The sequence below is a fragment of the Haloarchaeobius litoreus genome (assembly GCF_024495425.1).
In the GTDB taxonomy this organism is placed as follows: domain Archaea; phylum Halobacteriota; class Halobacteria; order Halobacteriales; family Natrialbaceae; genus Haloarchaeobius; species Haloarchaeobius litoreus.
The window spans coordinates 346090-367554 of the sequence record NZ_JANHJR010000003.1 but is presented as its reverse complement, the minus strand read 5'-3'; the positions used below and the strand labels follow the sequence as shown (position 1 = coordinate 367554).

Annotated in this window: 22 protein-coding genes and 1 tRNA gene; 9 read left to right on the top strand and 14 right to left on the bottom strand. The window is 69.9% G+C overall.

Annotated features, from left to right (window positions below):
* Nucleotides 1-79: 79 nt before the first annotated feature.
* The 5 genes from NOW55_RS14320 to NOW55_RS14300 form a co-directional block, all read right to left on the bottom strand.
* A complete protein-coding gene (locus NOW55_RS14320; RefSeq protein WP_256400796.1) occupies nucleotides 80-379 on the bottom strand; it encodes a putative quinol monooxygenase in 300 nt (99 codons plus the stop codon).
* Nucleotides 380-479: 100 nt separating this feature from the next.
* Complete coding sequence (locus NOW55_RS14315; RefSeq protein WP_256400795.1) at nucleotides 480-1055, bottom strand: cysteine hydrolase family protein; 576 nt, start codon at nucleotides 1053-1055, stop codon at nucleotides 480-482.
* Nucleotides 1052-1834 carry a YqcI/YcgG family protein gene (locus tag NOW55_RS14310; RefSeq protein WP_256400794.1) on the bottom strand — a complete coding sequence of 261 codons (783 nt, stop codon included), beginning with the start codon at nucleotides 1832-1834 and terminating at the stop codon, nucleotides 1052-1054. Before NOW55_RS14310 ends, NOW55_RS14315 begins: the two co-directional genes overlap by 4 nt.
* Nucleotides 1835-1924: 90 nt before the next feature.
* On the bottom strand, nucleotides 1925-3007 hold the full coding sequence (locus tag NOW55_RS14305; RefSeq protein ID WP_256400793.1) for a molybdopterin-dependent oxidoreductase: 1083 nt from the start codon (nucleotides 3005-3007) through the stop codon (nucleotides 1925-1927).
* A gap of 832 nt (nucleotides 3008-3839) precedes the next feature.
* Nucleotides 3840-5054, bottom strand: a complete 1215-nt coding sequence (locus tag NOW55_RS14300) for a potassium channel family protein (RefSeq protein WP_256400792.1) — start codon at nucleotides 5052-5054, stop codon at nucleotides 3840-3842.
* 128 nt (nucleotides 5055-5182) lie between these two features.
* On the opposite strand from NOW55_RS14300, the gene citZ reads away from it, so the two are divergent.
* Complete coding sequence (citZ, locus tag NOW55_RS14295; RefSeq protein WP_256400791.1) at nucleotides 5183-6319, top strand: citrate synthase; 1137 nt, start codon at nucleotides 5183-5185, stop codon at nucleotides 6317-6319.
* A 346-nt stretch (nucleotides 6320-6665) separates the two neighbouring features.
* Here the strand turns inward: citZ and NOW55_RS14290 are convergent, their stop codons facing one another.
* Both NOW55_RS14290 and NOW55_RS14285 read right to left on the bottom strand, forming a co-directional pair.
* A complete protein-coding gene (locus tag NOW55_RS14290; protein WP_256400790.1) occupies nucleotides 6666-7118 on the bottom strand; it encodes a DUF8060 family membrane protein in 453 nt (150 codons plus the stop codon).
* Nucleotides 7115-8125 carry a DUF7490 domain-containing protein gene (locus NOW55_RS14285; protein ID WP_256400789.1) on the bottom strand — a complete coding sequence of 337 codons (1011 nt, stop codon included), beginning with the start codon at nucleotides 8123-8125 and terminating at the stop codon, nucleotides 7115-7117. The genes NOW55_RS14290 and NOW55_RS14285 overlap by 4 nt, the downstream gene beginning before the upstream one ends.
* 118 nt (nucleotides 8126-8243) lie before the next feature.
* Between NOW55_RS14285 and NOW55_RS14280 the strand changes: the two genes are divergently transcribed.
* Entirely contained in the window at nucleotides 8244-9698 is a 1455-nt protein-coding gene (locus tag NOW55_RS14280) for a sensor histidine kinase (protein WP_256400788.1), read from the top strand.
* Nucleotides 9699-9707: 9 nt separating this feature from the next.
* Here the strand turns inward: NOW55_RS14280 and NOW55_RS14275 are convergent, their stop codons facing one another.
* Nucleotides 9708-11075: an MATE family efflux transporter gene (locus NOW55_RS14275; RefSeq protein WP_256400787.1), complete on the bottom strand. Its 1368-nt coding sequence runs from the start codon at nucleotides 11073-11075 to the stop codon at nucleotides 9708-9710.
* 78 nt (nucleotides 11076-11153) lie between these two features.
* On the opposite strand from NOW55_RS14275, the gene NOW55_RS14270 reads away from it, so the two are divergent.
* A complete protein-coding gene (locus NOW55_RS14270) occupies nucleotides 11154-11555 on the top strand; it encodes a gamma-glutamylcyclotransferase family protein (RefSeq protein WP_256400786.1) in 402 nt (133 codons plus the stop codon).
* Nucleotides 11556-11859: 304 nt separating this feature from the next.
* Nucleotides 11860-13071 (top strand): threonine ammonia-lyase, encoded by a 1212-nt coding sequence (gene ilvA, locus NOW55_RS14265; protein WP_256400785.1) that lies wholly within the window; start codon nucleotides 11860-11862, stop codon nucleotides 13069-13071.
* On the opposite strand, the gene NOW55_RS14260 is transcribed toward ilvA, so the two are convergent.
* A complete protein-coding gene (locus NOW55_RS14260; RefSeq protein ID WP_256400784.1) occupies nucleotides 13047-13973 on the bottom strand; it encodes a hypothetical protein in 927 nt (308 codons plus the stop codon). The genes ilvA and NOW55_RS14260 overlap by 25 nt on opposite strands.
* 53 nt (nucleotides 13974-14026) lie before the next feature.
* On the opposite strand from NOW55_RS14260, the gene NOW55_RS14255 reads away from it, so the two are divergent.
* The 4 genes from NOW55_RS14255 (at nucleotide 14027) to NOW55_RS14240 (ending at nucleotide 15446) form a co-directional block, all read left to right on the top strand.
* The gene (locus NOW55_RS14255; RefSeq protein ID WP_256296294.1) at nucleotides 14027-14407 is read left to right on the top strand and encodes a Rid family detoxifying hydrolase; all 381 of its coding nucleotides are present in this window, start codon (nucleotides 14027-14029) and stop codon (nucleotides 14405-14407) included.
* On the top strand, nucleotides 14404-14604 hold the full coding sequence (locus tag NOW55_RS14250) for a DUF7981 family protein (protein ID WP_256400783.1): 201 nt from the start codon (nucleotides 14404-14406) through the stop codon (nucleotides 14602-14604). The genes NOW55_RS14255 and NOW55_RS14250 overlap by 4 nt, the downstream gene beginning before the upstream one ends.
* A 48-nt stretch (nucleotides 14605-14652) precedes the next feature.
* Nucleotides 14653-14734: transfer RNA gene (locus tag NOW55_RS14245), tRNA-Ser, on the top strand.
* A gap of 97 nt (nucleotides 14735-14831) precedes the next feature.
* Entirely contained in the window at nucleotides 14832-15446 is a 615-nt protein-coding gene (locus NOW55_RS14240; protein WP_256400782.1) for a rubrerythrin family protein, read from the top strand.
* Nucleotide 15447: 1 nt separating this feature from the next.
* On the opposite strand, the gene NOW55_RS14235 is transcribed toward NOW55_RS14240, so the two are convergent.
* From NOW55_RS14235 to NOW55_RS14215, 5 genes are all read right to left on the bottom strand, one after another.
* A complete protein-coding gene (locus NOW55_RS14235; RefSeq protein WP_256400781.1) occupies nucleotides 15448-15720 on the bottom strand; it encodes a DUF7553 family protein in 273 nt (90 codons plus the stop codon).
* The gene (locus NOW55_RS14230) at nucleotides 15717-17195 is read right to left on the bottom strand and encodes a hypothetical protein (RefSeq protein ID WP_256400780.1); all 1479 of its coding nucleotides are present in this window, start codon (nucleotides 17193-17195) and stop codon (nucleotides 15717-15719) included. Before NOW55_RS14230 ends, NOW55_RS14235 begins: the two co-directional genes overlap by 4 nt.
* Nucleotide 17196: 1 nt before the next feature.
* On the bottom strand, nucleotides 17197-18114 hold the full coding sequence (locus NOW55_RS14225) for a hypothetical protein (protein ID WP_256400779.1): 918 nt from the start codon (nucleotides 18112-18114) through the stop codon (nucleotides 17197-17199).
* Nucleotides 18115-18204: 90 nt separating this feature from the next.
* Complete coding sequence (locus tag NOW55_RS14220) at nucleotides 18205-19146, bottom strand: DUF7536 family protein (protein ID WP_256400778.1); 942 nt, start codon at nucleotides 19144-19146, stop codon at nucleotides 18205-18207.
* A 53-nt stretch (nucleotides 19147-19199) separates the two neighbouring features.
* The gene (locus tag NOW55_RS14215; RefSeq protein ID WP_256400777.1) at nucleotides 19200-20552 is read right to left on the bottom strand and encodes an MFS transporter; all 1353 of its coding nucleotides are present in this window, start codon (nucleotides 20550-20552) and stop codon (nucleotides 19200-19202) included.
* 193 nt (nucleotides 20553-20745) lie between these two features.
* On the opposite strand from NOW55_RS14215, the gene NOW55_RS14210 reads away from it, so the two are divergent.
* Complete coding sequence (locus tag NOW55_RS14210) at nucleotides 20746-21459, top strand: hypothetical protein (RefSeq protein ID WP_256400776.1); 714 nt, start codon at nucleotides 20746-20748, stop codon at nucleotides 21457-21459.
* Nucleotides 21460-21465 lie beyond the last annotated feature (6 nt).

Below are 21465 nucleotides of genomic sequence, written 5' to 3'. Positions count from 1 at the left end.
ACGACGCTCACTGGGTGGACACTCCGAACGGGCAGTGAACCGACCGCCGAACGAGAAACAGGCACATCCGTGTGTGGATTCACGCAGACGGATGCTGAGTCGATTTCTGCTCGATGAACTCGAGCTCGGTCAGTTCGGGCTGGCCTTTCACGCCTGCCTCTTCCAATCGCTCCTGCATCTCCTCGGATGCGAAGAATGCACGCGGGTCTTCCCCGTCAGCCCACTCGAAAAGGACGACGGCCTCGTGTGGGTCGTCTACGCTCTGGAAGACCTGATATCCCTGTTGTCCGTGGTCTGTACGGAAGTCCTCGAACCCGTCGAACGCCGATTTCCACTCGTCGAAGTTCTCGACAGACGCTTTTCCAAGTAGGTACGTCAATTTCTACACCAACTTCCATGTAGGATTCGCGGGCGGATTAAGCTAGCGCAGTCTAAGATGACACTGGGTAGGCAAGATGGCTTCATCTTCCGTCTCTCGTCTACCGTTCTCGAGACGTGTCGAGCAACGAACCGGTCGTCACGACCTCGGCGAACTCCCCGGACAGCTGCGCCAGTGCGGCGCGGTGGTTGTCTTCCGCCGAGATCGTCCCGCCATCGGGAACCGCCCGCGCGTACGTCGCCGTCGCGTCGGAGACCACGACCGGTTCGAACCCCCGGTTCTCGGCCATCCGGGTCGTCGTCGAGACGCAGTGGTCGGTGGTGAACCCGCAGACGACGACGCGGTCGTGGGGCGTCTCGCGCAGCCAGGGTTCGAGGTCGGTCCCGACGAACGCGCCGTTGACCGACTTGGCGAAGACCGGCTCGTCGTCGTGGGGTTCCAGCCCCTCGATGAAGGCGTGGCCGGGGGCTTCGGGCCGGAGCGTGGAGTCGGGCTCGGTCGAGTCGTGTCTCGCGTGGGCGACGGGCCAGCCCTGTTCGCGCCAGTGGGCGAGCAGGTCGGCGATGCGGGCCTCGGCGTCTGGGTTGTTCCGGTCGCCGCGGTCGGGGTCCTCGAAGGCTCGCTGGGCGTCGATTACGAGCAGTACGTCCGGGCTGCCGGTCGACTCGTCGTTCACACCCGGACCTCCAGCGGGCAGTCCGCCAGCTCGCGCTCGTCGTTCGGGAGCACGTACTGCTTCCACTCGTGGCTCTCGTCGTCCTCCCAGTCGCCGAGGTGGGCGTGCGGGCAGACGTCGTCGTAGCCCTCCAGGCGGTCGTGGATGTCCTCGCGTGCGCGCCGGCCGGCCACGGTGTCGCCGGTGACGCCGTCGAAGACGCTCCGGGGCTGGACCGTGACTTCGAGGCCATGGGGGTTGAACCGGCTGTGTCGGCGGTCGTGTGCAGGCGTGCGGGCCGTCGGGAAGACGGGCTCGCCGGCGTAGCAGAACTCGAACTGGTGGTGGTCGGGGTCCGCCGGGAACGCCTCGGGCCAGGGCTCGGGGTCGTGGTCGTGGAGGAACTGGAGTACCTCCCAGTAGCGGTCGTGCCAGTGCTCCTCGGGCTGCTCGCCGTCGACGTTCCTGAAGAACGCGACGAGCGACGTCCGCGGCGAGTGGTGCTCCTGGGTGCGGAGGTACGCCCGGGTCACGTCGGCGAAGCGCGCCAGCGACTCGTCGTCGAAGCCGGGGACGAACGTGTACAGCGCCCAGCCCTGCTTCTCGGAGTCGACGCCGAAGAAGCAGGGGAAGGGCGTGCCGTCGCGCTCGCCGAGCATGTCGGCGCGGAAGGTCTCGTAGTGCTCGCGCGCCCAGTCGGGGAGCGCCCCAGCCGCGAGGCGGTCGTGCAGGCGTTCCTGGTCGAACAGGCGGACGAGGTCGGTGTCGGCCAGTGTCGGGGTGGTGGCCGTCCTGCTCATACGAACACGTTCGGGCGTGCTGGCTTGTACCTGTCGCGGTTTCCCAGCGACTGGAAGCGCGTCCAGTTCCGCCGCCTCGTTGCCTCGCGGTCAGCTGTCGCCGTCGAACCCCGAGACGAGCGTCGCCACCCACTGCGCCGGGTCGGGGTCGTGGCGTACCTCGACGGCCTCGACCCACTTCACCCACTGGAAACCCCGGCGACCCGGCGCAACGAGTCTGCACGGGAAGCCGTGGCCGTGCGAGAGCCGCTCGTCGTCGACGTGCGTCGCGAGCAGGGCGTCCCGGGCCTCGCTCGTGGGCAGACTCCACCGGTAGCCCGTCACCGACCGGAACCGAACGTAGCCCGCGTCGGGGTCGGCCCCGGCGGCGTCGAGCAGCTCCCCCACCCCGACCCCGCGCCAGTCGTGCTCGGAGTACCAGCCGCTCGTGCAGTCGAGCAGCGCGCGCTGGTCGGTGCCGGCGGTCGGCGCGTCGCCGTCGGATTCGGGCGCGAGCAGGGTACCCTCGGAGAGCGACAGCTCCTCCGCGACCGCCCCGCGCACGTCGAGCGTCCACGACGCCGCGTCGACCGGCTCGGGGTCGTCGGCGACCCACGAGGTGACCGGGAAGGCGTTCCCCTCGTCGCTGCCTTCCTCGCGGGAGCCGGTGAACCGGCGGCTCGGGACGAGGTCGCCGGCGACGGACTGCTTGAGCCGCCAGGCCGCCGCGCCGCCGACGAGCAGCCCGCCGACCCGGAGCGCCTGCCGTCGCTCGGTCACCGTCTCGCGGTCGGGCAGCCGGAACCGCGCCGCGAGGTGGACGAGGAGCACCGGGAGGAGGAGCGCGCCGAGGTAGCCGTGGAGCACCAGCAGCGTGACTCCCGAGATCGGCGATTCCGCGCCGAGCGTCCACGCGACACCGGTCACGAGCGCGGCGACGGCCAGCATCGAGAGGAGCACGCTCACGGCGACCGTCCGGGTCCACGAGCCCGCGACGCGCTTCCAGACGCGGCGGAACTTGAACCCCAGCAGGACGACGAGCGTCACCCCGACGACGCCGTGGACGACGAACACCCAGCCGTCGTCGGGTCGCGCGGTCAGGCTCAGGAGCCCGGTCGCGCCGGCGACGAGCACCGACACGAGGATGCCCGCGTCGACCACCCGGGGCGACGGTTCGAACGGGAGACGCCGCATACCCGCGAGTTGGGCCCCGAGGCGTAAGAGCGCTCGTGTCGGCGGGGCTGGGATGGCATCTGAACCGCCAGAGTTTACAAATATTGTCAACTATCGGCGTGCGTCGACCTCTGACCAGCCGGCAGGCGCGCGGCTGTCTCGGAATCGCGGAGCGATTCCGATGGCCAGTGAGAGCTTGCTCTCACCCTGGCGAGACTGCGCGAGCGGTGCGCGGTTCGGAGCGAGCGAGAACCGCGACTGCGAACGGGGAGCTTGCGGCCCGTGAGCGACAGCGAGCGCGTCGAGCCATCCGCGCGAGGGATGAGAAGCACAGCGAAGCGGGCATCGGTCACGAAACGCGTGCGTTTCGTGAGCCCGCCGGAAATCTCTGATTTCCGGAGATGCAGTCGGCTGGGGAGGCGTGAGGTGCGGTTGCGGTGCTGTCGGGTGTCCCCGTGAGCGAGCCTGCGAGCGAACGGGGGCTCGTCGGACCACAGGTCCGACGGTGGGACTGAAAGGGGTGGGCGTCTCGACGAACCCCGGCGACGCTCCCGTGAGTGAGCGCTAGCGAGTGAACGGGAGGCGGCGAGACGACGGAGGAGTCTCGCCAGCTAAGCACCGCAGGCACGAGGACTGTGGTTCGAGAGAGCGAAGCTCTCTCGTCATCACGAAAGACGCCGGAGGCGTCTTTCGAACGACAGCGAGCCGCGGGAGTCGAGACGCTCGGGGCTTTCTGGCTGTTGTCGGTGCAAGCAGTTCTCACCGATGAAGGGGCTTTCTGGCTGTCGTCGGCTCCAGCGATTCCCACGGCTCACAGGACTCTCTCACCGGTTTTCTCGTTAAAATTCAGTTCTCAGTCCACGTCGAGCGAGTCGTCACCCGTCAGCGCCGACAGCCGCTCCGCTCCGGCCCGGGTCCCCTTCGCGATGAGCACGTCGCCGGGCTGGAGCAGGGTCTCGGGGCCGGGAGAGATCTCCCAGTCGTCGCCGTCGGCGTCGGTGTGCCGGACCGCGATGACCCGCATCCCGGTCTCGGTGCGGACCATCCGCTCGCCGAGGGTTGTCCCCGCCAGCCCGGAGTCGGGGACGACGTCGAGGCGGACGACGACCTCGTCGGACTCGAAGACGGCCTCGGCGACGACGGGGTGGGTGCCCATGCCGCGGAGGACGCCCTCGGCGATCTCCAGGGCGGCGTCGGAGATGACCTCGGTCGCCTCCGCGATGTGCATCAGCCCGCGCAGCGAGACGGGGTCGTCCACCCGGCTGGCGGCCCGGAGCACCCACGCCTCGAAGCGGGATTGGAGCGCGTCGACCTCGGCTTCGAGTTCGGCGACCTCCTCGGCGAGTCCCTCGCTGCCGTACAGCACTGAGCCGTAGGCCAGGTCGACGCTGAGTTCGCTCATGTTCTTCATGAGGACGATGGAGTCGACGGCGCGATCCAGGTCCTCGATGCCGGCCTCGACGGGCTCGGGGGCGACGTACTCGCTCCCGGTCACGTCGGCGTAGACGGGCGCGACGTTCCCCTCGGTACCGCGCAGGAGGAGCACGTCGCCGGCGTGGATGTAGTCGTCGCGGTCCGGGTTCAGCAGCCAGTCGCCACCGCGCCGGATTGCGATGACGCGCACGCCGGTCTCGGTCTCCAGATTCAAATCGCGGAGGGTCCGCCCGGCGACCGGCGAGTCCTCGGCGACCGTCGCCCGCGCCACCGTCTCGATGGCCTCGGGGAGCGCGGTCCGGAGTGCGTCGGGGAGGCCGATCTCCTCGATGACGACCTTCGCCACGTCGCCGGTCGCGTCGCTGATCTTCTCGGTCGCGCCGACGACGCCCAGCACGGGCGCGAGCGCCTCGGCGTCCTCCGGCGACCGGGCGGCCATCATGAGGCTCATCCGGGCGCGCATCTGGAGCACGTCCATGCGCTCTTCCAGCTCCAGCACCTCCTCGGCGACCTCCCGGCTCCCGAGCAGCACCGCCGAGAACGACATGTCGATCATCAGCTCGGCGGTGTCCTTCATCTCCGCGAGCACGGCCTTCACGCTCACGGGCTCGTACTCCACGTCGCCGACGTCCATACGTCGGGGTTCTCCGGGACGGAAGAAAAGCGTTCGGCCGCCTGTTCGGGACGACAACCGGCAAATTAGCACGGTAGGGTAGCGAGTAAAGGGCAATGTTTTTCGGTGAAGGTTCTAAAGCTCAGCGTATGTCTGACGACCTCAAGAAAGGGCTGGAGGGTGTTCTCGTTGCCGAGTCCGAGCTGAGCTTCATCGACGGCGACGAGGGCCGCCTCGTCTATCGTGGCTACGACATCGAGGACCTCGCCCGAGACGCCAGCTACGAGGAGGTGCTCTACCTCCTCTGGCACGGCCGACTCCCGAATCGGGACGAGCTCGACGAGTTCTCCGAGTCGATGGCCACCGCACGGGAGATCGACGACGGCGTCATGGCGACGGTGCGCGAGCTCGCCGCCGCCGACGAGGAGCCGATGGCCGCGCTCCGGACCGTGGTGTCGCAGCTCTCGGCGTACGACGACGACGCCGCGGCAGACCCGACGGACGAGGCGGCGAACCTCCGGAAGGGCCGGCGCATCACGGCGAAGATCCCGACCATCCTCGCCGCGTTCGTCCGCGTCCGCAACGGCGACGAGCCCGTCGCACCCCGCGAGGACCTCGACCACGCGACGAACTTCCTCTACATGCTGAACGGCGAGGTGCCCGACGACGTGCTCGCCGAGACGTTCGACATGGCGCTCGTGCTCCACGCCGACCACGGCCTGAACGCCTCGACGTTCACGTCGATGGTCATCTCCTCGACGCTCGCGGACCTGCACTCCGCGATTCCGGGCGGTATCGGCGCGCTCTCGGGTAGCCTGCACGGCGGTGCGAACCAGGACGTGATGGAGGCGCTGCTCGAACTCGACGACTCCGGCAAGGACCCCGTCGAATGGGTCGAGGACCGCCTCGATGCCGGCGAGCGCGTCCCCGGCTTCGGCCACCGCGTCTACAACGTCAAGGACCCCCGCGCGAAGATCCTCTCCGAGAAGTCCGAGGCGCTCGGCGAGGCCGCGGGCACGCCCCAGTGGCACGACTACTCCGTCGCCATCGAGGAGTACCTCACCGAGGAGAAGGGCCTCGCGCCGAACGTCGACTTCTACTCCGCCTCGACGTACTACCAGATGGGCATCCCCATCGACATCTACACCCCCATCTTCGTCATGAGCCGTGTCGGCGGCTGGGTCGCCCACGTGCTGGAGCAGTACGAGGACAACCGGCTCATCCGGCCGCGCGCCCGCTACGTCGGCCCGATGGACGAGGAGTTCGTGCCGGTCGACGAACGGTAGAGCGCGACCGCCTTCTTTCTGCGGAACAGCCGGTCGGACGGCCACGACCGGAGGGAGTAGCCGTTTCACCGCGGCGTACGGAGTGAGCCGCGACCGTTTTTGGCCCAGCTTTTTCGAGGAGTGGTGCGCCGGGGGCGCACCCGACGACGAAAAAGGTGGTCAGTCGGCACCGGCGCGTTCTCGCCAGCCGCAGGCGGGACACAGCAACGAGCCGCCGGCATCGTGGGCGGCGGTCGTACAGCGTGGACACGTCATGTGGGTCACCTCTTCCCACGTAGGAGGCGACCGGACGGCTTGACCGTTGCGTGAGTCTGCGACGCAGGGGCGGGCCCAGTGCTGGTGGCGGTCACCCGGCCAGCTCCCGGGTGATGCGCACGACGCCGACGAGCGTCAGGCACAGCAGCACGAGCGAGACGGCGCTGCGGACGAGCGAGCGGTACTCGGGGCCGACCCAGTCGGTGATGGCCTGCATGGTGCTGCCGTAGAACTGGAACAGCAGCACGACGCTGAACAGGCCGAGGACGGCCAGCGCGACCCAGAGGACGTACCGTCGGACGCGGCCGCCCTCGTGTTCGTCCCCGGGACGCTCCGGTTCGGCCTCGTCGACGACCGGCTCGTCGGCCCGGTCCGGTTCGGTGGTGGCGGGGTCGTTCTCGGCCTCGGTGACAGGCGGCTCGTCGGTGGACGGGTCGTCGACGGGAGGGCCCTCTCGGGGTGCGTCCTCGTCGAACTCGAACCCGGCATCGGAGTCGGTCGTGTGCGGTTCGTCGCCGTCGTGGGTGGTGTCGTCGTCGGTCATCGTCGGAGCCTCCGTGCGAACAGGGCGGTCGCGAGCAGTCCGGCGAGGGCGACCGGGACGCCGAAGCCGGGCTGGCCGCCGCCGTCGGCCGCCGCCTCGGTCCTCTCCGGGGGGCGGCCGGCCCCGCCGTCGTCGGCGAAGTCACCGCTCCGGAAGCCGTCGGTGTCGGTGGGTTCGTCGACGCTGAGGCCGGTTCCCGGGCCGAGGTTGGCGACCGACCGCTGGGTGTCGACGACGGTGTCGCCGCGCCAGAGGATGGCGTCGAGGTAGTAGTCGTAGCCGTCGGGGACGGTCAGCTCGGCGGTCGGGGTGACGGTCTCGCCGGGGTCGACCCGCCCGACGTCGACGGTCGTCCGGTCGGCGACGACGTTCGAGCCGTTCTGCCGTGCCTTCAGGACGAACCGGAGGTCGTCGGCGGGCGCGTCGCCGGTGTTCGTGAGGTACGTCGTCACGTCGAGGGTGGCCTCGTCGGCCGACACCGAGGCGATGCTGTACTCGATGACGGGGAGGTCGGCACCCGCGAAGTCGTGGAAGGCGACGGGCGTCCGCTCGTACTCGGGGACGAGGCTGTCGACGCCGGAGACGGTCCGGCTCCCGGTATCGAGCCGGCGGCCGTCGCGGTAGAGGACGGCCTCGATGCGGTAGCCACCCTCGCGGGGGACCGCGAGCGTCCCGGTGGCGTTGACCTCCCGCCCGCCGGTGAGTTCGCCGAGCGGGAGCGTCCGTGTGTCGGCGACGACGCCGCTCTCGTCGTCGACGGCGCGGAGGACGACGCTGACGTTCGGTGCGGGGTTGCCGCGGTGCTCGATGTACGGGGTCACGGCGAACGTCGCCGTCCCACCGGAGACGTTCTCGACGGCGATGGTCAGGTCGGAGATGGAGCCGACGCCGGGGTCGGTGGGCTCCGACGTGGGGGACTGGACGGCGTCGGGGACCGCGACGAGCACCCCGGCGGTGGCCACGAGCACGAACAGGGCGACCCCCGCCAGGACTGCTTCGGTTCGCATACGGCCATGTCCAACGGTGTCTGTAAATGCTTTGTGTGGGCTGTCGTGTGAGGACTGGCCACAACCCATTTCATTCCCTCACCCGTCTACCGACCGTACTCGGGGCACGAACACTGGCATGTCCGACACGCAACGCCCGTCCGTCCTCTGTGTCGTCGCGGCCGACGAGCGTCGTGCCTCCCTCGTCGATGCGTTCGACGAGAGCATCAGTGTCGAGACGATGGCGTCCGTCGATGACGCGGTGGCGATGCTCGAGACATCAGTCGGCATCCACTGCGTGCTGCTGGGCGACGACGTTCGAGACGGCGACCTCGTCGAGGCCATCGAGCAGTTCGATGGGCTGATCCTCGACCCGCCGGTCGTCGCCGTCGCCGAGGACCGGGTCGACGTGGCGGCGGCGGCGCTCGACGCCGGTGCGGTCGACGTGGTCGACGACGGGAGCGCGGTGGCCCGCCGGCTGGCGGTCGGACGGGCTGTCCGTGCCGCCGAGCGCTGGATCCGGGAGACGGAGTCCCGCTCGATGTCGAAGGTCCGGACGCTGTTCGAGAACACGAGCGACGGCATCGTCGAGGCGAAACTCTCCGGCGAGACGGCCATCATCCAGCAGGCGAACCACGCCTTCGCGTCGATGTTCGGCGCGGAGCCAGGCACGCTGGTCGGCCAGGACCTCGACGAGGTGGTGCTCCCGCCGTCACGACGGACCGAGGGACGCGACATCAACCGCCGCGTCGCGAACGGCGAGCGCGTCGAGACGGAGGTGCGTCGGTTCGCCGCCGACGAGGTCCGGACGTTCCTGCTCAGGAGCGTCGCCGTCACCAGGGGAAGCGACCGGGCGTACTTCGTCTACACGGACGTGACCGAGCGACGCGAGCGCGAGCGCGAGCTCCAGCGCCAGAACGAGCGCCTTGACGAGTTCGCCGGCATCGTCAGCCACGACCTCCGCAACCCGTTGACGGTCGCCCGCGGCCACCACGAGCTGCTCGACGACGAGTACGACCACCCCTCGCTCGACGAACTGGGCTGGGCGCTCGACCGCATGGAGTCGCTCATCGCGGACGTGCTCCAGCTGGCACGGACGGGGAAGACCGTCGACGACCCCCAGCCGGCGTCGCTCAAGCACGTCGTACGGGAGGCGTGGTCGTACTGCGACACCGCGTCAGCGAGCCTGACCGTCGTCGAGCACGACGGGGCGCTGCTGGCCGACCCGGAGCGCCTGAGCGCGCTGTTCGAGAACCTCTACCGGAACTCGGTCGCCCACGTCGGCGACGACGTGGCGGTCACCGTCGAACGCGCCGCTCGCGGCTTCGCGGTCGCCGACGACGGCCCCGGACTGCCCGTGACCGACGCCAGTCGGGCGTTCGAGCAGGGGTTCACGACCGCCGAGAACGGCACGGGCTTCGGACTGGCCATCGTCGAGGACATCGCCGAGGCCCACGGCTGGACGGTCAGGGTCGACCCGACCCACGACGGCGCGCGCTTCGTCTTCGAGGGCGTCGAGTGGGTCGACGCCGACCGGCTCGACCCCGGCGAGCAGTCGGGTGATGCGGCGGTCGACGAGGACGCCGGGGTCTGAAGCCGGGCGTCAGTCCGCCCCGCTCCCACGTTCTGCCATCATCCGTGCGGCCCGGCTCGCCCAGTCGCCGTACCGGAAGCCGAGCGCGACGACGACCGCCGCGAGCCCGTAGTAGCCGATGATACCGCCGTACGCGCCGACGACGCCGTAGCCGAGGACGACGCCGACGACGTAGCTGAAGCCGAGGAAGAAGACACCGAGCCCGAGGATGCGGGCGACGAACGGCGTGCGCGTCTCGCTGCCGCCCTGCAGGCTGCCGGAGAAGACGACGAACGTCACGAGCGCCGGTGCCGCGAGGCCGTAGGCCCGGGCGAAGTCGACGGCGTAGCCGACGGTCGCGGGGTCGCGGGTGAAGATGCGCACGAACAGCGGTGCGGTCACGACCAGGACGAGCCCGATGCTCCCGACGGTGACGAGCCCGAGCAGCGCGGTCGCGTAGCCGTTCTCGCGGGCCCCCTCGGGGTCGCCGTCGCCGAGGGCCTGTCCGACGACGACGCTCGCGGCGACGCTGTACCCCCGCGAGAGCGGCCCGGTGACCTGCTGGTAGAGTCGACGACCGACCTGGAACGCGGCGTTGACCTCGGTGCCGAAGCCGAGCAGCAGCGCGTTGAACGGGAACTCCGCGAACGTCTCCACGAACCCCTCGACGACCCGGGGTGCGGAGACGACGACCAGCTGGCGGGCGATGACGGGGTCGGTGGGCCGGGCGAAGCTCGCGCTCGTCCGGCCCGCGAACATCACCGCACAGAGCACGACCGCGGTGAACACGTTGCTGAAGGCGGTCGCGGCCCCGACGCCGACGATCTCGTAGCGCGGCACGCCAAAGAGTCCGAGGCCGAGCACGACGCTCCCGACGATGTTCAGCCCGTTCGAGACGACGTTGACGTACATCGGCGTACGCGTGTCGCCGGTGCCCTGCAACGACCGGGCGGCGATGAGCGACACCTGGCGGGCCGGCGCGGTCGCGAAGACGATGGCGAGGTAGGTGCCGCCGAGGCTGGCGACGGTGTCGTTCGCGCCGAGCAGGGCGATGGCCCAGTAGCCGAACAGCAGCCCGAAGACGGCGAACGGGATACCGGTGACGAGTCCGAGCAGGACCGCCTGCGTGACCGCCTCGTCGCGGTTCGCCGCCGCGCCCGCGCCGGTGTCCTGGCTCGACAGCGCGATGGCCCCACCGCCGAGCCCGAGGCCGATGCGGAGCGGGAAGCGCGAGTAGAGGTCGGCCAGCCCGATGGCCGCGATGGCCGCCGGCGAGAACAGCCCCGTGACGATGATGTCGGTGGTGCGCATCGCGGTGCGCACCGTCTGCTCGACCATCACCGGCCACGAGAGCCCGAGGACCCGCCGCCAGACAGCGTACAGCCGACCCCGGTCCATGGTCGGTCTGCGTCGCTCGGTGCCTTTGTGCTGTCGGAAGCGGAAGGGTGACGGCCGCGGCCGCCGTCGTCGAGACCGATGGACGTCTTCGTCTACGGGACTCTCACGGACCCCGACCGCGTCGCTGCCGTGCTCGACGACTGGTCGCTCGGGCCGGACGCCGTCCTCCGGGGTGCCCACCGCGTGGAGGGCCGGTACCCGACGCTCGCCCCCGGCGGTGAGACGGTGGGTCGTCTCCTCCGAACGTCGGATATCGACGCGCTCGACCGCTACGAGGGCGTCGAGCGCGGGCTGTATCGACGCGTCGCTGTTCCACGCGGTGACGGCCGGGCAGGCGAGCCGGTACAGGTGTACGTCGGCGACCCTGCCAGGCTCGGCGCGGCCGACGGGTCGACGTGGCCGGACGGCGACCCGCCGCCGCTCGCCGTGCTGGCCGAACTGGTTGCGGCCGGCTGTACCGTGGTATCGTCGCCCGAATGACACCCGGCAGACGAACGTCTGACGGCCGTTTCGAGACGCCGCAGTCTTGCGGTTATACTTTCACCCCGGATGGCTGGCGTTTATATACATCCGGTTCGAGAATTCAGTTGCACGTCACACGCGTGCTATCCCGTATTCCCCTTTGGGCGACCTCGGTGGGCTCCCCGTACCCCCGACGGGCGTCTCTTTCCGACACCGCCGAGCCGCAGGCTCGCGTGTGACCCGCAGAGGAGCGCCGTCCGCGACGACAGCATCGGGTACCGATACGGCAATATTAACCGGGCGGCGGTCCAACCCCGCGATTATGCTCGAACTCGACGACGTTCTCGCCGCGGAGCCGCGAGTCAGGGAGACATCGCGGCACACACCCATCGAGTACACGCACACCTTCTCGGACATGACGGGCGCGGAGGTCCACCTGAAGATGGAGAACTTCCAGCGCACCGGCTCGTTCAAGATCCGGGGGGCGACGAACCGCATCGCCACGCTCTCCGAGGAGGAGAAGGCGGCGGGCGTCGTCACGGCGAGCGCGGGCAACCACGCACAGGGGGTCGCACTGGCGGCCACCCGCTCGGGCGTCGACGCGAAGATCGTCATGCCGGAGTACGCACCCATCTCGAAGATCAAGGCGACCCAGAGCTACGGCGCGGCGGTCGTCCTCCACGGCGCGGACTACGACGAGGCCGCCGAGAAGGCCCACGAGTTAGAGCGCGAGGAGGGCCGCACCTACGTCCACGCGTTCGACGACGAGATGGTGATGGCCGGGCAGGGCACCATCGGCCTGGAGATACTGGAGGACCTCCCCGAGGTCGAGACGGTCGTCGTCCCCATCGGCGGCGGTGGACTCATCTCCGGCATCGCGACCGCTATCAAGGCACAGAGCCCGGACACGCGGGTCATCGGCGTGCAGGCCGAGGGCGCGTCGAGCGTCGCCCAGTCGCTCACGAAGGGCCACCGGGTCGAGCTCGACCGCGTCGACACAATCGCCGACGGTATCGCGGTTCGCGGTCCCGGCACGCTCACCTACGAGGTCATCAAGGAGCGCGTCGACGAGGTCGTCACGGTCTCCGACCCGGAGATCGCGATGGCGCTGACGTACGTGCTGGAGCGCGGGAAGACGCTGGTCGAGGGTGCCGGCGCGGCACCGCTCGCGGCGCTGCTGTTCGACAAGTTCGACTACGAGGAGGGCGAGGTCATCGTCCCGGCGATGTGCGGGGGCAACATCGACCTGAACATGCTGACGACGGTCATCATGCGCGGTCTCGTCGCGACGGGCCGGTACGTGAAGATACGGACCGTGCTCCGTGACCGTCCCGGCTCGCTGGAGGACCTGCTGCACGTCATCAGCGAGAAGAAGGCGAACATCTACGCCATCCAGCACGACCGCACCTCGCGACAGATCGGCATGGCCGACACCGAGGTCGAGGTCGACCTCGAAACCCGGGGGAGAGACCACATCGACGAACTCCTCGAGGCCATCCGCGACGCCGGCTACGAGGTCGAGGTACTGGTCTGACCGGCGTACCTGACCGTCAGGAACTGTCGCCCGCACAGCCACATCTCGTGGGTGGCGACGACGGCGGCCCCCTCCGTTCTCCGCACGTCCGTCGGCGCAGCCGCCGAGTCCGCGGGCCACACCCGGAACCGCTGTGCCATCGGCAGCTCGAACGCGCCCGCCGGTGTCACCAGATAGAGGCCTGGGTCGCCCGGTGCCTCGGTCGTCAGCTCGACCGCGCCGCTGTCCAGATTCCGGAGCGAGAGGACCGTCGAGAGGTTGCACCCTGGGAGGGGGACCGCGATGTTGACGTACCGCTCGCCGTCGGCGACGTGCGAGCCGTAGGCAGCGACGAACACCCCCTCACCGGTGTCGGTGTCGGTGCGGACCCACATCCGCGCACCGTCCCGCGGGTCCAGTGCTGGGTCGATGCGTTCGAACTGGCTCTCGAGTCGGACCGTCCGGCCGTCGCCCGGGGCGGGCAGGTTGAGCTGCTCGATCGTGCCCGTCAGGAAACCCGCCAGCCACGCGCCGGTGCGGAAGGGGCGGTGCCACTCCGCAGTCAGGGAGAGCTCGTACTCGCTGGTGCGCTCGTAGAACGCCCGAACTTCGGGGTCGACCAGTCCGGGGTCGAAGCCGTCGTGGGCGAAGGCGGTCATGTCGTCCATCTCGCCGACGGGGTGGTCGCCGGTGCCGACGCCGGCGCGCGCGACCCAGTCGCCGCCGATCCGGCCGCCGGCGGTCAGCGGACTCAGGGGGATATCTGTCACGCGCGAACCAGCGAGTCGGCGGGCTGCGTAGCCCAGGCCGACGAGCGCGACGGCTCCGGCGAGGGCCTGGCCGGCGGTTCCACGACGCTCGTCCATCGTCCCGATACGTGCGGGCGGTGGGTCAAGGAACGTCCGGTTCCAGACGACCGGCACCCCTGCTCGGGAAGTCGTCAGTGTTTAAGACGGAGGGCTTCGTCGCCCCGAGTATGAAGCGAACCATCAGCACCTCCGACGCCCCCGCGGCCGTCGGCGCGTACAGTCAGGCGACGACCAACGGCGACGTCATCTTCACGGCCGGCCAGATCCCGATGACGCCCGACGGCGAGCTGCTCGACGACGAGTCCATCACCGTCCAGACGCGCCAGTCCCTGGAGAACATCGAGGCCATCCTCGACGAGGAGGGCGCGAACATGACGGACGTGCTCAAGGTGACCGTCTTCATGGACGACATCGAGGACTTCGACGAGATGAACGACGCCTACAAGGAGTACTTCGTCGACAACCCGCCGGCCCGCTCGGCCGTGGAGGTCGCGAACCTCCCGAAGGGCGTCGGCGTCGAGATCGAGGCCATCGCCGACGCGGAGTGAACGAACGCACGAAGTCGGCCCTGCTGTGGGGTGCGGTCGGCGTCTTCGCCTTCCTCACGCTGCACCAGGGCTACGTGGCGCTGGGCGGCGAGAGCATCGGCATCCTCCCAGCAGTCGGCCTGGGATTCGTCGTCGGCACGGTCGTCGCGGCGGCGGCGTACGTCGGCGAGGTCCGGCTGTTGCGGCGCGGTCGGTGACCGAAGAAACGTAGCCGTTAAATGCGGCACCCGAGTATCGACGAACGAGCCAGGATGGCCGAACGGTAAGGCGCACGCCTGGAAAGCGTGTTCCCTTTCGGGATTCAGGGTTCAAATCCCTGTCCTGGCGTTTTTCGCGACGCAATACGGCGAGTCATACGTCACGAACCCCGGCAGGTCGTGCGGCCGACGGAGGTTACAAGCGCCCACGCGTCGAACCGCCGGCCATGGACACAGCGGCATTCGTCGAGGCGGTCGAGGACGGGAACCGGACGGAGCTGTCGCGGCTCGGCTCCTCGAAGTCACTGTACGCGCTGACGGGCGGGGAGATGGACGAGGAGCACATCTTCGCCGTCGCCGAGGCGCTCGCGAGCGCGCAGGCCGACCGGTACGAGGCGTGGGCGGCGGACGCGGACGGCGAGCTGGCCGACGCGCTCTCGGCAGCGGCCGACGCGGAGCGGGAGCGGGCGGCCGACGCCGCGGGCGAGACGGACGAGACCGTCGAGGGCGGACTGTTCGACGGGCTCGACGACTGCGAGGGCGCGGTCGAGCACGCCGGCGGCTTCGTGGCGGCGACCGTCGTGACCAAGAAGCTGCAGGAGCAGCTCGTCGGCTTCTTCGTCGGGCAGGCCGACCCGACGACGGCCCAGACGTTCCGGAGCTACGGCGAGGAGCTGGGCGAGCGACGGGAGGCGGCGCTGGCGGCGCTCGAATCGGTCTGTGCGGACGAGTCTGACTGGGAGCGCGCGGAGGAGGCGGCTGGTGGCGTGGTCACGACGGCGTACGAGGTGTACGTCGACCGGCTGGAGGCGATGGGCGTGAACCCGAAGCCGGTCTGCTGACTCAGACGCCGGGCAGCGTCTCGCGGTAGGTGTGGACGTGGTCGAGCGCGGCGTCGATCTCCTCGCTGACCTCGCCGCCTTCCTCGGTCGCGATCTCGCCGAGGATGCTCTCGTGGCGGGCGAGGCGACCGTGGTCGGGGCCGCGCTCGGCCTCGGCGTGGCGCTCGAACTCATCTGCCTGTCGGGACAGCCGGTCTCGGGCGTTGGTGTCGGTGGCTGCCTGTGCAGCGGCGCGGACGTGCTCGGCGGCGGTCTCGAGCTGCTCGCGTGTCATGCGTGGACGTACGACGGCTCGGGGGTTGTCGTTTGTGGTGCTGGCGATGCCTGCGCGAACCGAGGAGGCGGTGCCGTGGAGACGAACGGTGGCGAGGACGGCGAACCGGCGGTCACGGGTCCGGTCGTCGCCGTGGCGACCGCAGGTGCGGCGTCGGTGGTCGCGGTGGCGTTCGCCGCCGACAGGTTCGTCGTGAGGACGACCGTCTCCCGGTCGAGGGACACGTCGAGCGCGTCCAGGAGGCTATCTTCGCCGACCGCGACGACGACCGTGGTGTCGTCGGGGCGGACGGTCGTCGCTCGAACGTCGTCGAGTCGCCAGCGGTCACCCGTCCGCTGGCCGTCGGCGTCGAAGGTTGCGTTCATCGCGTCGCGGAACTCGGTCGCGTCGGCCGCGGTGTCCCACCGGGTCACCCAGACGAAGCTCGCGTTCGCGGTCGGCCGCTCGCGGTAGGTGACGAGGCGGTCGTTCCCCCAGCCGGCCGCGGCGTCGGCCGCCGTCGGGACGGCGACGCCGTTCTCCAGGACGACGCGGGTGTACGCCTCGCCGAGCGTGTCGGTGGTCGAGCCGCGCCAGGTGTTCCCCTCGGCGATGGTCCGGACGTACAGCTCCACGGGCGGTTCGCTGCCCGGGTCGAGACCGTGAAGCACCTGCTCGCTGGTCGTCGGGGGGCGCTCGTAGAGCCCCTCGACCCTGTCGAGCCCGGACGACTTGTTGCGGACGTACTCGTAGCCGAACAGGTACGCGCCCTGGCCGTGACGGAAGGGTGTACCGGGGGTCGCCTCGCTGTACAGCGTCGTCGTGCGCTCGCCGCCGGTCGGGGCGTCCAGCCCGTACGTCTCGACGTACCGTGTCTCCGTCCAGACGGCGACACCCTCGACGATACTCCGCGAGGTCCAGCGGGCGTCCGTGCTCGTGCCGCCGACGTTCCGGCGGACCGCGGACACCTGGTTGCGCTGGAACTGGACGACGTGGACGAACTCGTGGGCGAGGACGACCTCCAGCGCGACCGACGAGCCGTCGCCGGGGTAGATGCTGACGCCGCCGAAGGGGCTCGTCGCGCCGTTGGGCGTCCCCCGAAGGTCGGCGTCCCTGCCGTCGGTCTCGACGCCGACCAGCGCGCCGAAGCGGCCCGTCCCGGTCGGTCGTGGTCGGTCGGTCGCGTTCGTCCGGAACCACGAGGAGGCGTTCTCGACGGTGACCTCGGCCGGTGGGTCGGCGGACACCCCGAGCAGCGACTCCACACGGTCGAACACCGGTGCAGCGGCGAACGAGAGGCTGTCGCCCCGGTAGCGGATTCCGGTGTCGGCGTCGTCCGCCGGAGCGTCGGTGGTGGCGGCGGGGCGCTCGGTCGTCGTGGCCGGTGCCGTCGTGGCCGCGGCCGTCTCCGGGCGGCTGACCTCCTGTGCGCCACAGCCCGCGAGGACGACCAGCAGGGCACAGGCAAGGACGCCCAGACGACGACCGCGACTCATCTCAGGCACTCACCCGCCGTGTGGTCGTGGCGACGCTCCGGTTCCCGCCGATGGGGACCGCGCCGTCGGCCTCGGGCGGCAGCGTGACGGTCGCGCCCTGGTCGTAGGCGACGAAGTCACGTTGCACGTCGACGACCTGCTGGAGCTCCTGTCCGCGGATGGTGACTGTCTCGTTCACGTGGATGTCCGAGCGCAGCACGCGGTCCGTCTCGGTCGAGACGTAGAGCGTGGCGTCGAACCTGTGGACCTCGCCGCCGGCGAAGTTGACGCCGCTCAGCTCGGCCAGTTCGGCGTCGCTCGGCCGGAGCGAGAGTACGTACGCCTCCTCGCCGCGGACGGTCTCGGTACCGGTGACGCTGAGGTTCTCGGTGACGTTCAGCAGGTTCGTGTGCAGCGAGAGCGCGCTCCGGTTCCGCCAGAGTCCGTCGTAGCGGTCGGCGACGTTCTGGGTCACCCACTGCGAGCCGTACTGCTGCTCGAACGCCGGGCTCCGGACGTACAGCGAGTCGTTCAGCAGGTACGTCGTCTGGTTCAGGGTCCGTCCCCCCGTCCGGACGGTCTGGTCGACGACGAGCCGGCGCTGCTCTGCGTCGATGGTCACGCCGAACGTCGCGCTGGTGGACTGGCTGGCGGCCGCCGTCGAGACGGTCTGGTCGAGCACGCCCTCGAGCCGGACATCGGAGACGCCGCGGAGCGCGGTCAGCGCGGACCGACGGATCTCGCGCTCCTCGGCGTCGGAGAACGCGGACTCGCCGTCGTCGGTCGGGGCCGTGGTGGCGTCGGTCGCCGATACTTCGGTCGCCGTTCCGTCCGCCGGTGCGGTCGTCGCCAGTCTGCCGTCGCCCTGGTCCGCACAGCCGGCCAGCACCGGCGTCGCGAGCAGGACGACGACCAGGAGGAGGGCCCTCGTTCGTTGCATCGTCTATTCCCGGCTTGGGACCGGGTACCTATAACCCGTCGGGCGGCTTTTCGCGGTCGGAAAACTCGGCCGTTCGTCGGCGCGGCGGGTTCAACTGCCGTCGTCGAGCAGGGAACCGACCTCGTCGGGCGACCAGTTCGCGGGCGTCGGCGAGCCCCGGAGCGCGACCCCGAGGGCGACCCAGGCGAGGGCGGCGGGGACGACCGCGACCGCGCCGGAGACGGCGACGACGTCCGCGAGTGCGACTGCGACGGTCAGCGCGCCCAGCGCCGAGAGGGCGATGGCCGCGTCCGCGAGCAGCCCGAGCTCGTCGCGCGCAGCGGCCGCGAGCAGCGCGGTGCCGACGGCGAGCGTGCCGACGCTCGCGACGAACGGTGTGAGCGCGGGCTCGACGCTCGCACCGAGGAACGGCTCCGGTGTGAGCAGGGCGGCGACGTGGACGCCACCGACGCCGGCAGTCGCGATGACGGTGCCGACGCGGTCGAGCGGACTCCCGAGCCGCTTGACCCGGGTGTGGGCCGCCCAGACACCGGCCACGACGAGGAGGACGGGGACCGAGATCCACGGCCGGACGGCGTCGGCGGCGGGCGCGAAGCCGGCGAGCGTGCTGGCCGTCCAGAGCAGCCCGCCGACCGCCGCGAGACCGCCGCCGCGGCGGACCCACTTCGGCGGCGAGGCGACGGCCCGTGCGAGGGTGCGCACGGTCAGCGCGGTCGTGACGAACAGCGCGGTGGCGACTGCGACGACGAACCCGAGGACGACGTACAGCAGCGGCGACTCGGGGCGTCCCCGGACGCCGGGCGCGACGCTCGGAACCGTGACGAAGAAACCGTACAGCGCGACGGCCAGCACGATGCCGGCGACGACACCGACACGGGCGTGCCGGCGGAACCCGAGCGCCTCGAAGAACCGGAGGAGGGGTGGCCGGCCCGGCCGGTGGTCGTCGGGTGCGGTGGCCTCGGGGCCGGTCGCCACGGTGCCGTCGGCCTCGGCTGCCGGGTCGCCGTCGGCGGACTCGGTGGCGTCTGTCACGGGCGGGTGTTGGGACGAGAGCGACAAATCGGCGTCGGTCTTCTGCCGACGGCTCAGGCGTAGGCCGCGAACTCCTCGCCGCGGAGGAGGAAGTACGCCGTGCCGAGCAGGCCGACGACGGTCGCGAGACCGAACGCGACGGCCGGGCCTGAGTAGCCGAGGTAGCCCGCTGACCCGTACAGCAGTCCGCCGAACGCGGCGCTCGGGATGGTGAGCGTGTTCCGGACGAGGTAGTACGAGCCCGTCACCCGCCCGCCGGTGTTCTCCTCGGCGGGGCCGACGATGAGCGCCTTGTGCGCCGGGAGCCCGGCGAACCGGAGCCCCGAGAAGGCCCAGATAGCCCCGACGACGACCGCCTCCGAGAGCGCGACCGTGCCGAGGATGGGCAGCGAGTCGAGGACGACGCCGCCGTCGGGAGCCGCCACGAGCATGACGGGGAAGACGGCGTAGACGAAGAAGCCGAGGCCGACGACGGGCTTGAGGCCGACCCGTCGTGCGAGGTTCGCCACGGGCACCATCGTCACCAGCGCGACGGCCATCTCGACGGCGAGGAACACCCCGAACAGCGCCGCCGGGGAGAGGTAGAACCCGAACAGGGTGGCGTCGGTCGCCAGGTAGCGCGTGACGACGAGGACGGCGAAGCCGTACACCATCCCGTTGGCGAACCGGACGAGCGTGTCGCCGACGAGCAGCGGCCGGAGCGGGTCCGGCAGGTTCGCGAGGTCGGACCTGATCTGCGAGATGCCCTCGAACTCCTTGCCCAGCGAGTCCTCCTCGGCCTCGTACAGCACGTGCTGGGTGAGCGTCCCGACGAGCGCGAAGCCGACCGCCACGGCGAGCACGTACTGGAACCCGGGGTCGAAGCCGTAGGCGGCCAGCAGGCCGGCGGCGACGAGCGGGCCGATGAGGAACGCGGTCCGGCGGAACGTCTCCGTGCTGGCGAACCCGGTCGCGAGCCGGTCGTTCGACACGCTCTGTTTCACGACGGCGAACGTCGCGCCCAGCCCGAACGACTTCCACGCCTGCGCGAGCACCAGTCCGACGAACACCCACACCCACGCCGGAATCCCGGCGATGGCGAGCGCCGGCGCGAACACCCAGACCGCGAAGCCCAGTGCCGAAGCCAGCCCGAACAAGGTGAGCGCGGTGCGGGAGCCGATGCGGTCCGAGATGGCCCCACCCGGATAGGGGTACGCCGCGCCGATGAGGTTCCCGAAGCTACCGTAGAGGCCGACGACGAGTTCGGTGCCGCCGAGGAAGAGGATGTACTCGCCCATGTACCGGCCCGTCATCTGGAAGCCGAGACTGAACGCGAACATGGCGACCGAGAGCACGAACACGTCCCGCTCCAGCGCGAAGAACTGCCGGAAGTAGGTGAACGCGCCGGGCGTGTCGGCGTCCGCCATGGATGGCTGGAGGTGCGTGCGTCGCCGGTATAGAAGGTTCGGTCGCGGAGTACGGAGAGAACGTAGTCGTATCGAGTTCGGCGTACCCGACGACCTGGATGACGAGAGAGCTGCTGTATTCGTCTATAGGCCTCATCGCCGTCCGAGAACAGCCGTCCCAAAACACTTGCCACAGCCTTCGGTACTACTCTCCATGCTCTCCCCGACGCGCCGGCGGCTACTCGGAGCAGCCAGTACGGCTCTCTCCCTGGTGGTCGCCGGGTGCTCCTCCTCGGAAGGAGGACAGGATGGACCGCCACCAACATCTCTGGGGCCGACTGAACGGACGACACACACCGAATCACCCCCGACAACGACCGAGGCCGCTACGGAACCGACGACCACGACATGGACGCCCGTAGACGACGGAACCGCCGACCCTGCCCCCACGTGCGGGGAGAAGTACCAGTCCATCGAGCCGTACTGGGTCGTCCAGAGCTACGACCCACTCGCGGGGTTCGAACTCAAGCTCGATAGCCAGTCCATTTCGATTGGAGAGCGGTTCGGAGCAACCCTCACGAACATCTCGGGCGAGTACAACGGCACCGGAAACAGGAGAAAAATCGACATCCAGTACCGCAGTGAAGACGGCTGGCATACGATTCTGGGTTGGGAAGAGGCGTTCGCTGGCTGGACGGATATCGGCGTGGGGCACGACCCCGGAGAGGGGTTCCGGTGGGAGTTTCCCTTCACTCAGGAGGGTATCTCGGAAGCAGTAAATCGTCGACTGGAGTTCCACGCGTGTCGCCCCATCCGTGCCGGCGAGTACCGGTTCGTGTACTGGGGCGTGACGACCGAGCTGGCGGTCGAGGAAGACTACGAGACGGACTACGCCATCGCCGCGCCGTTCACCGTGGTCGCGGAGTGACCCGAC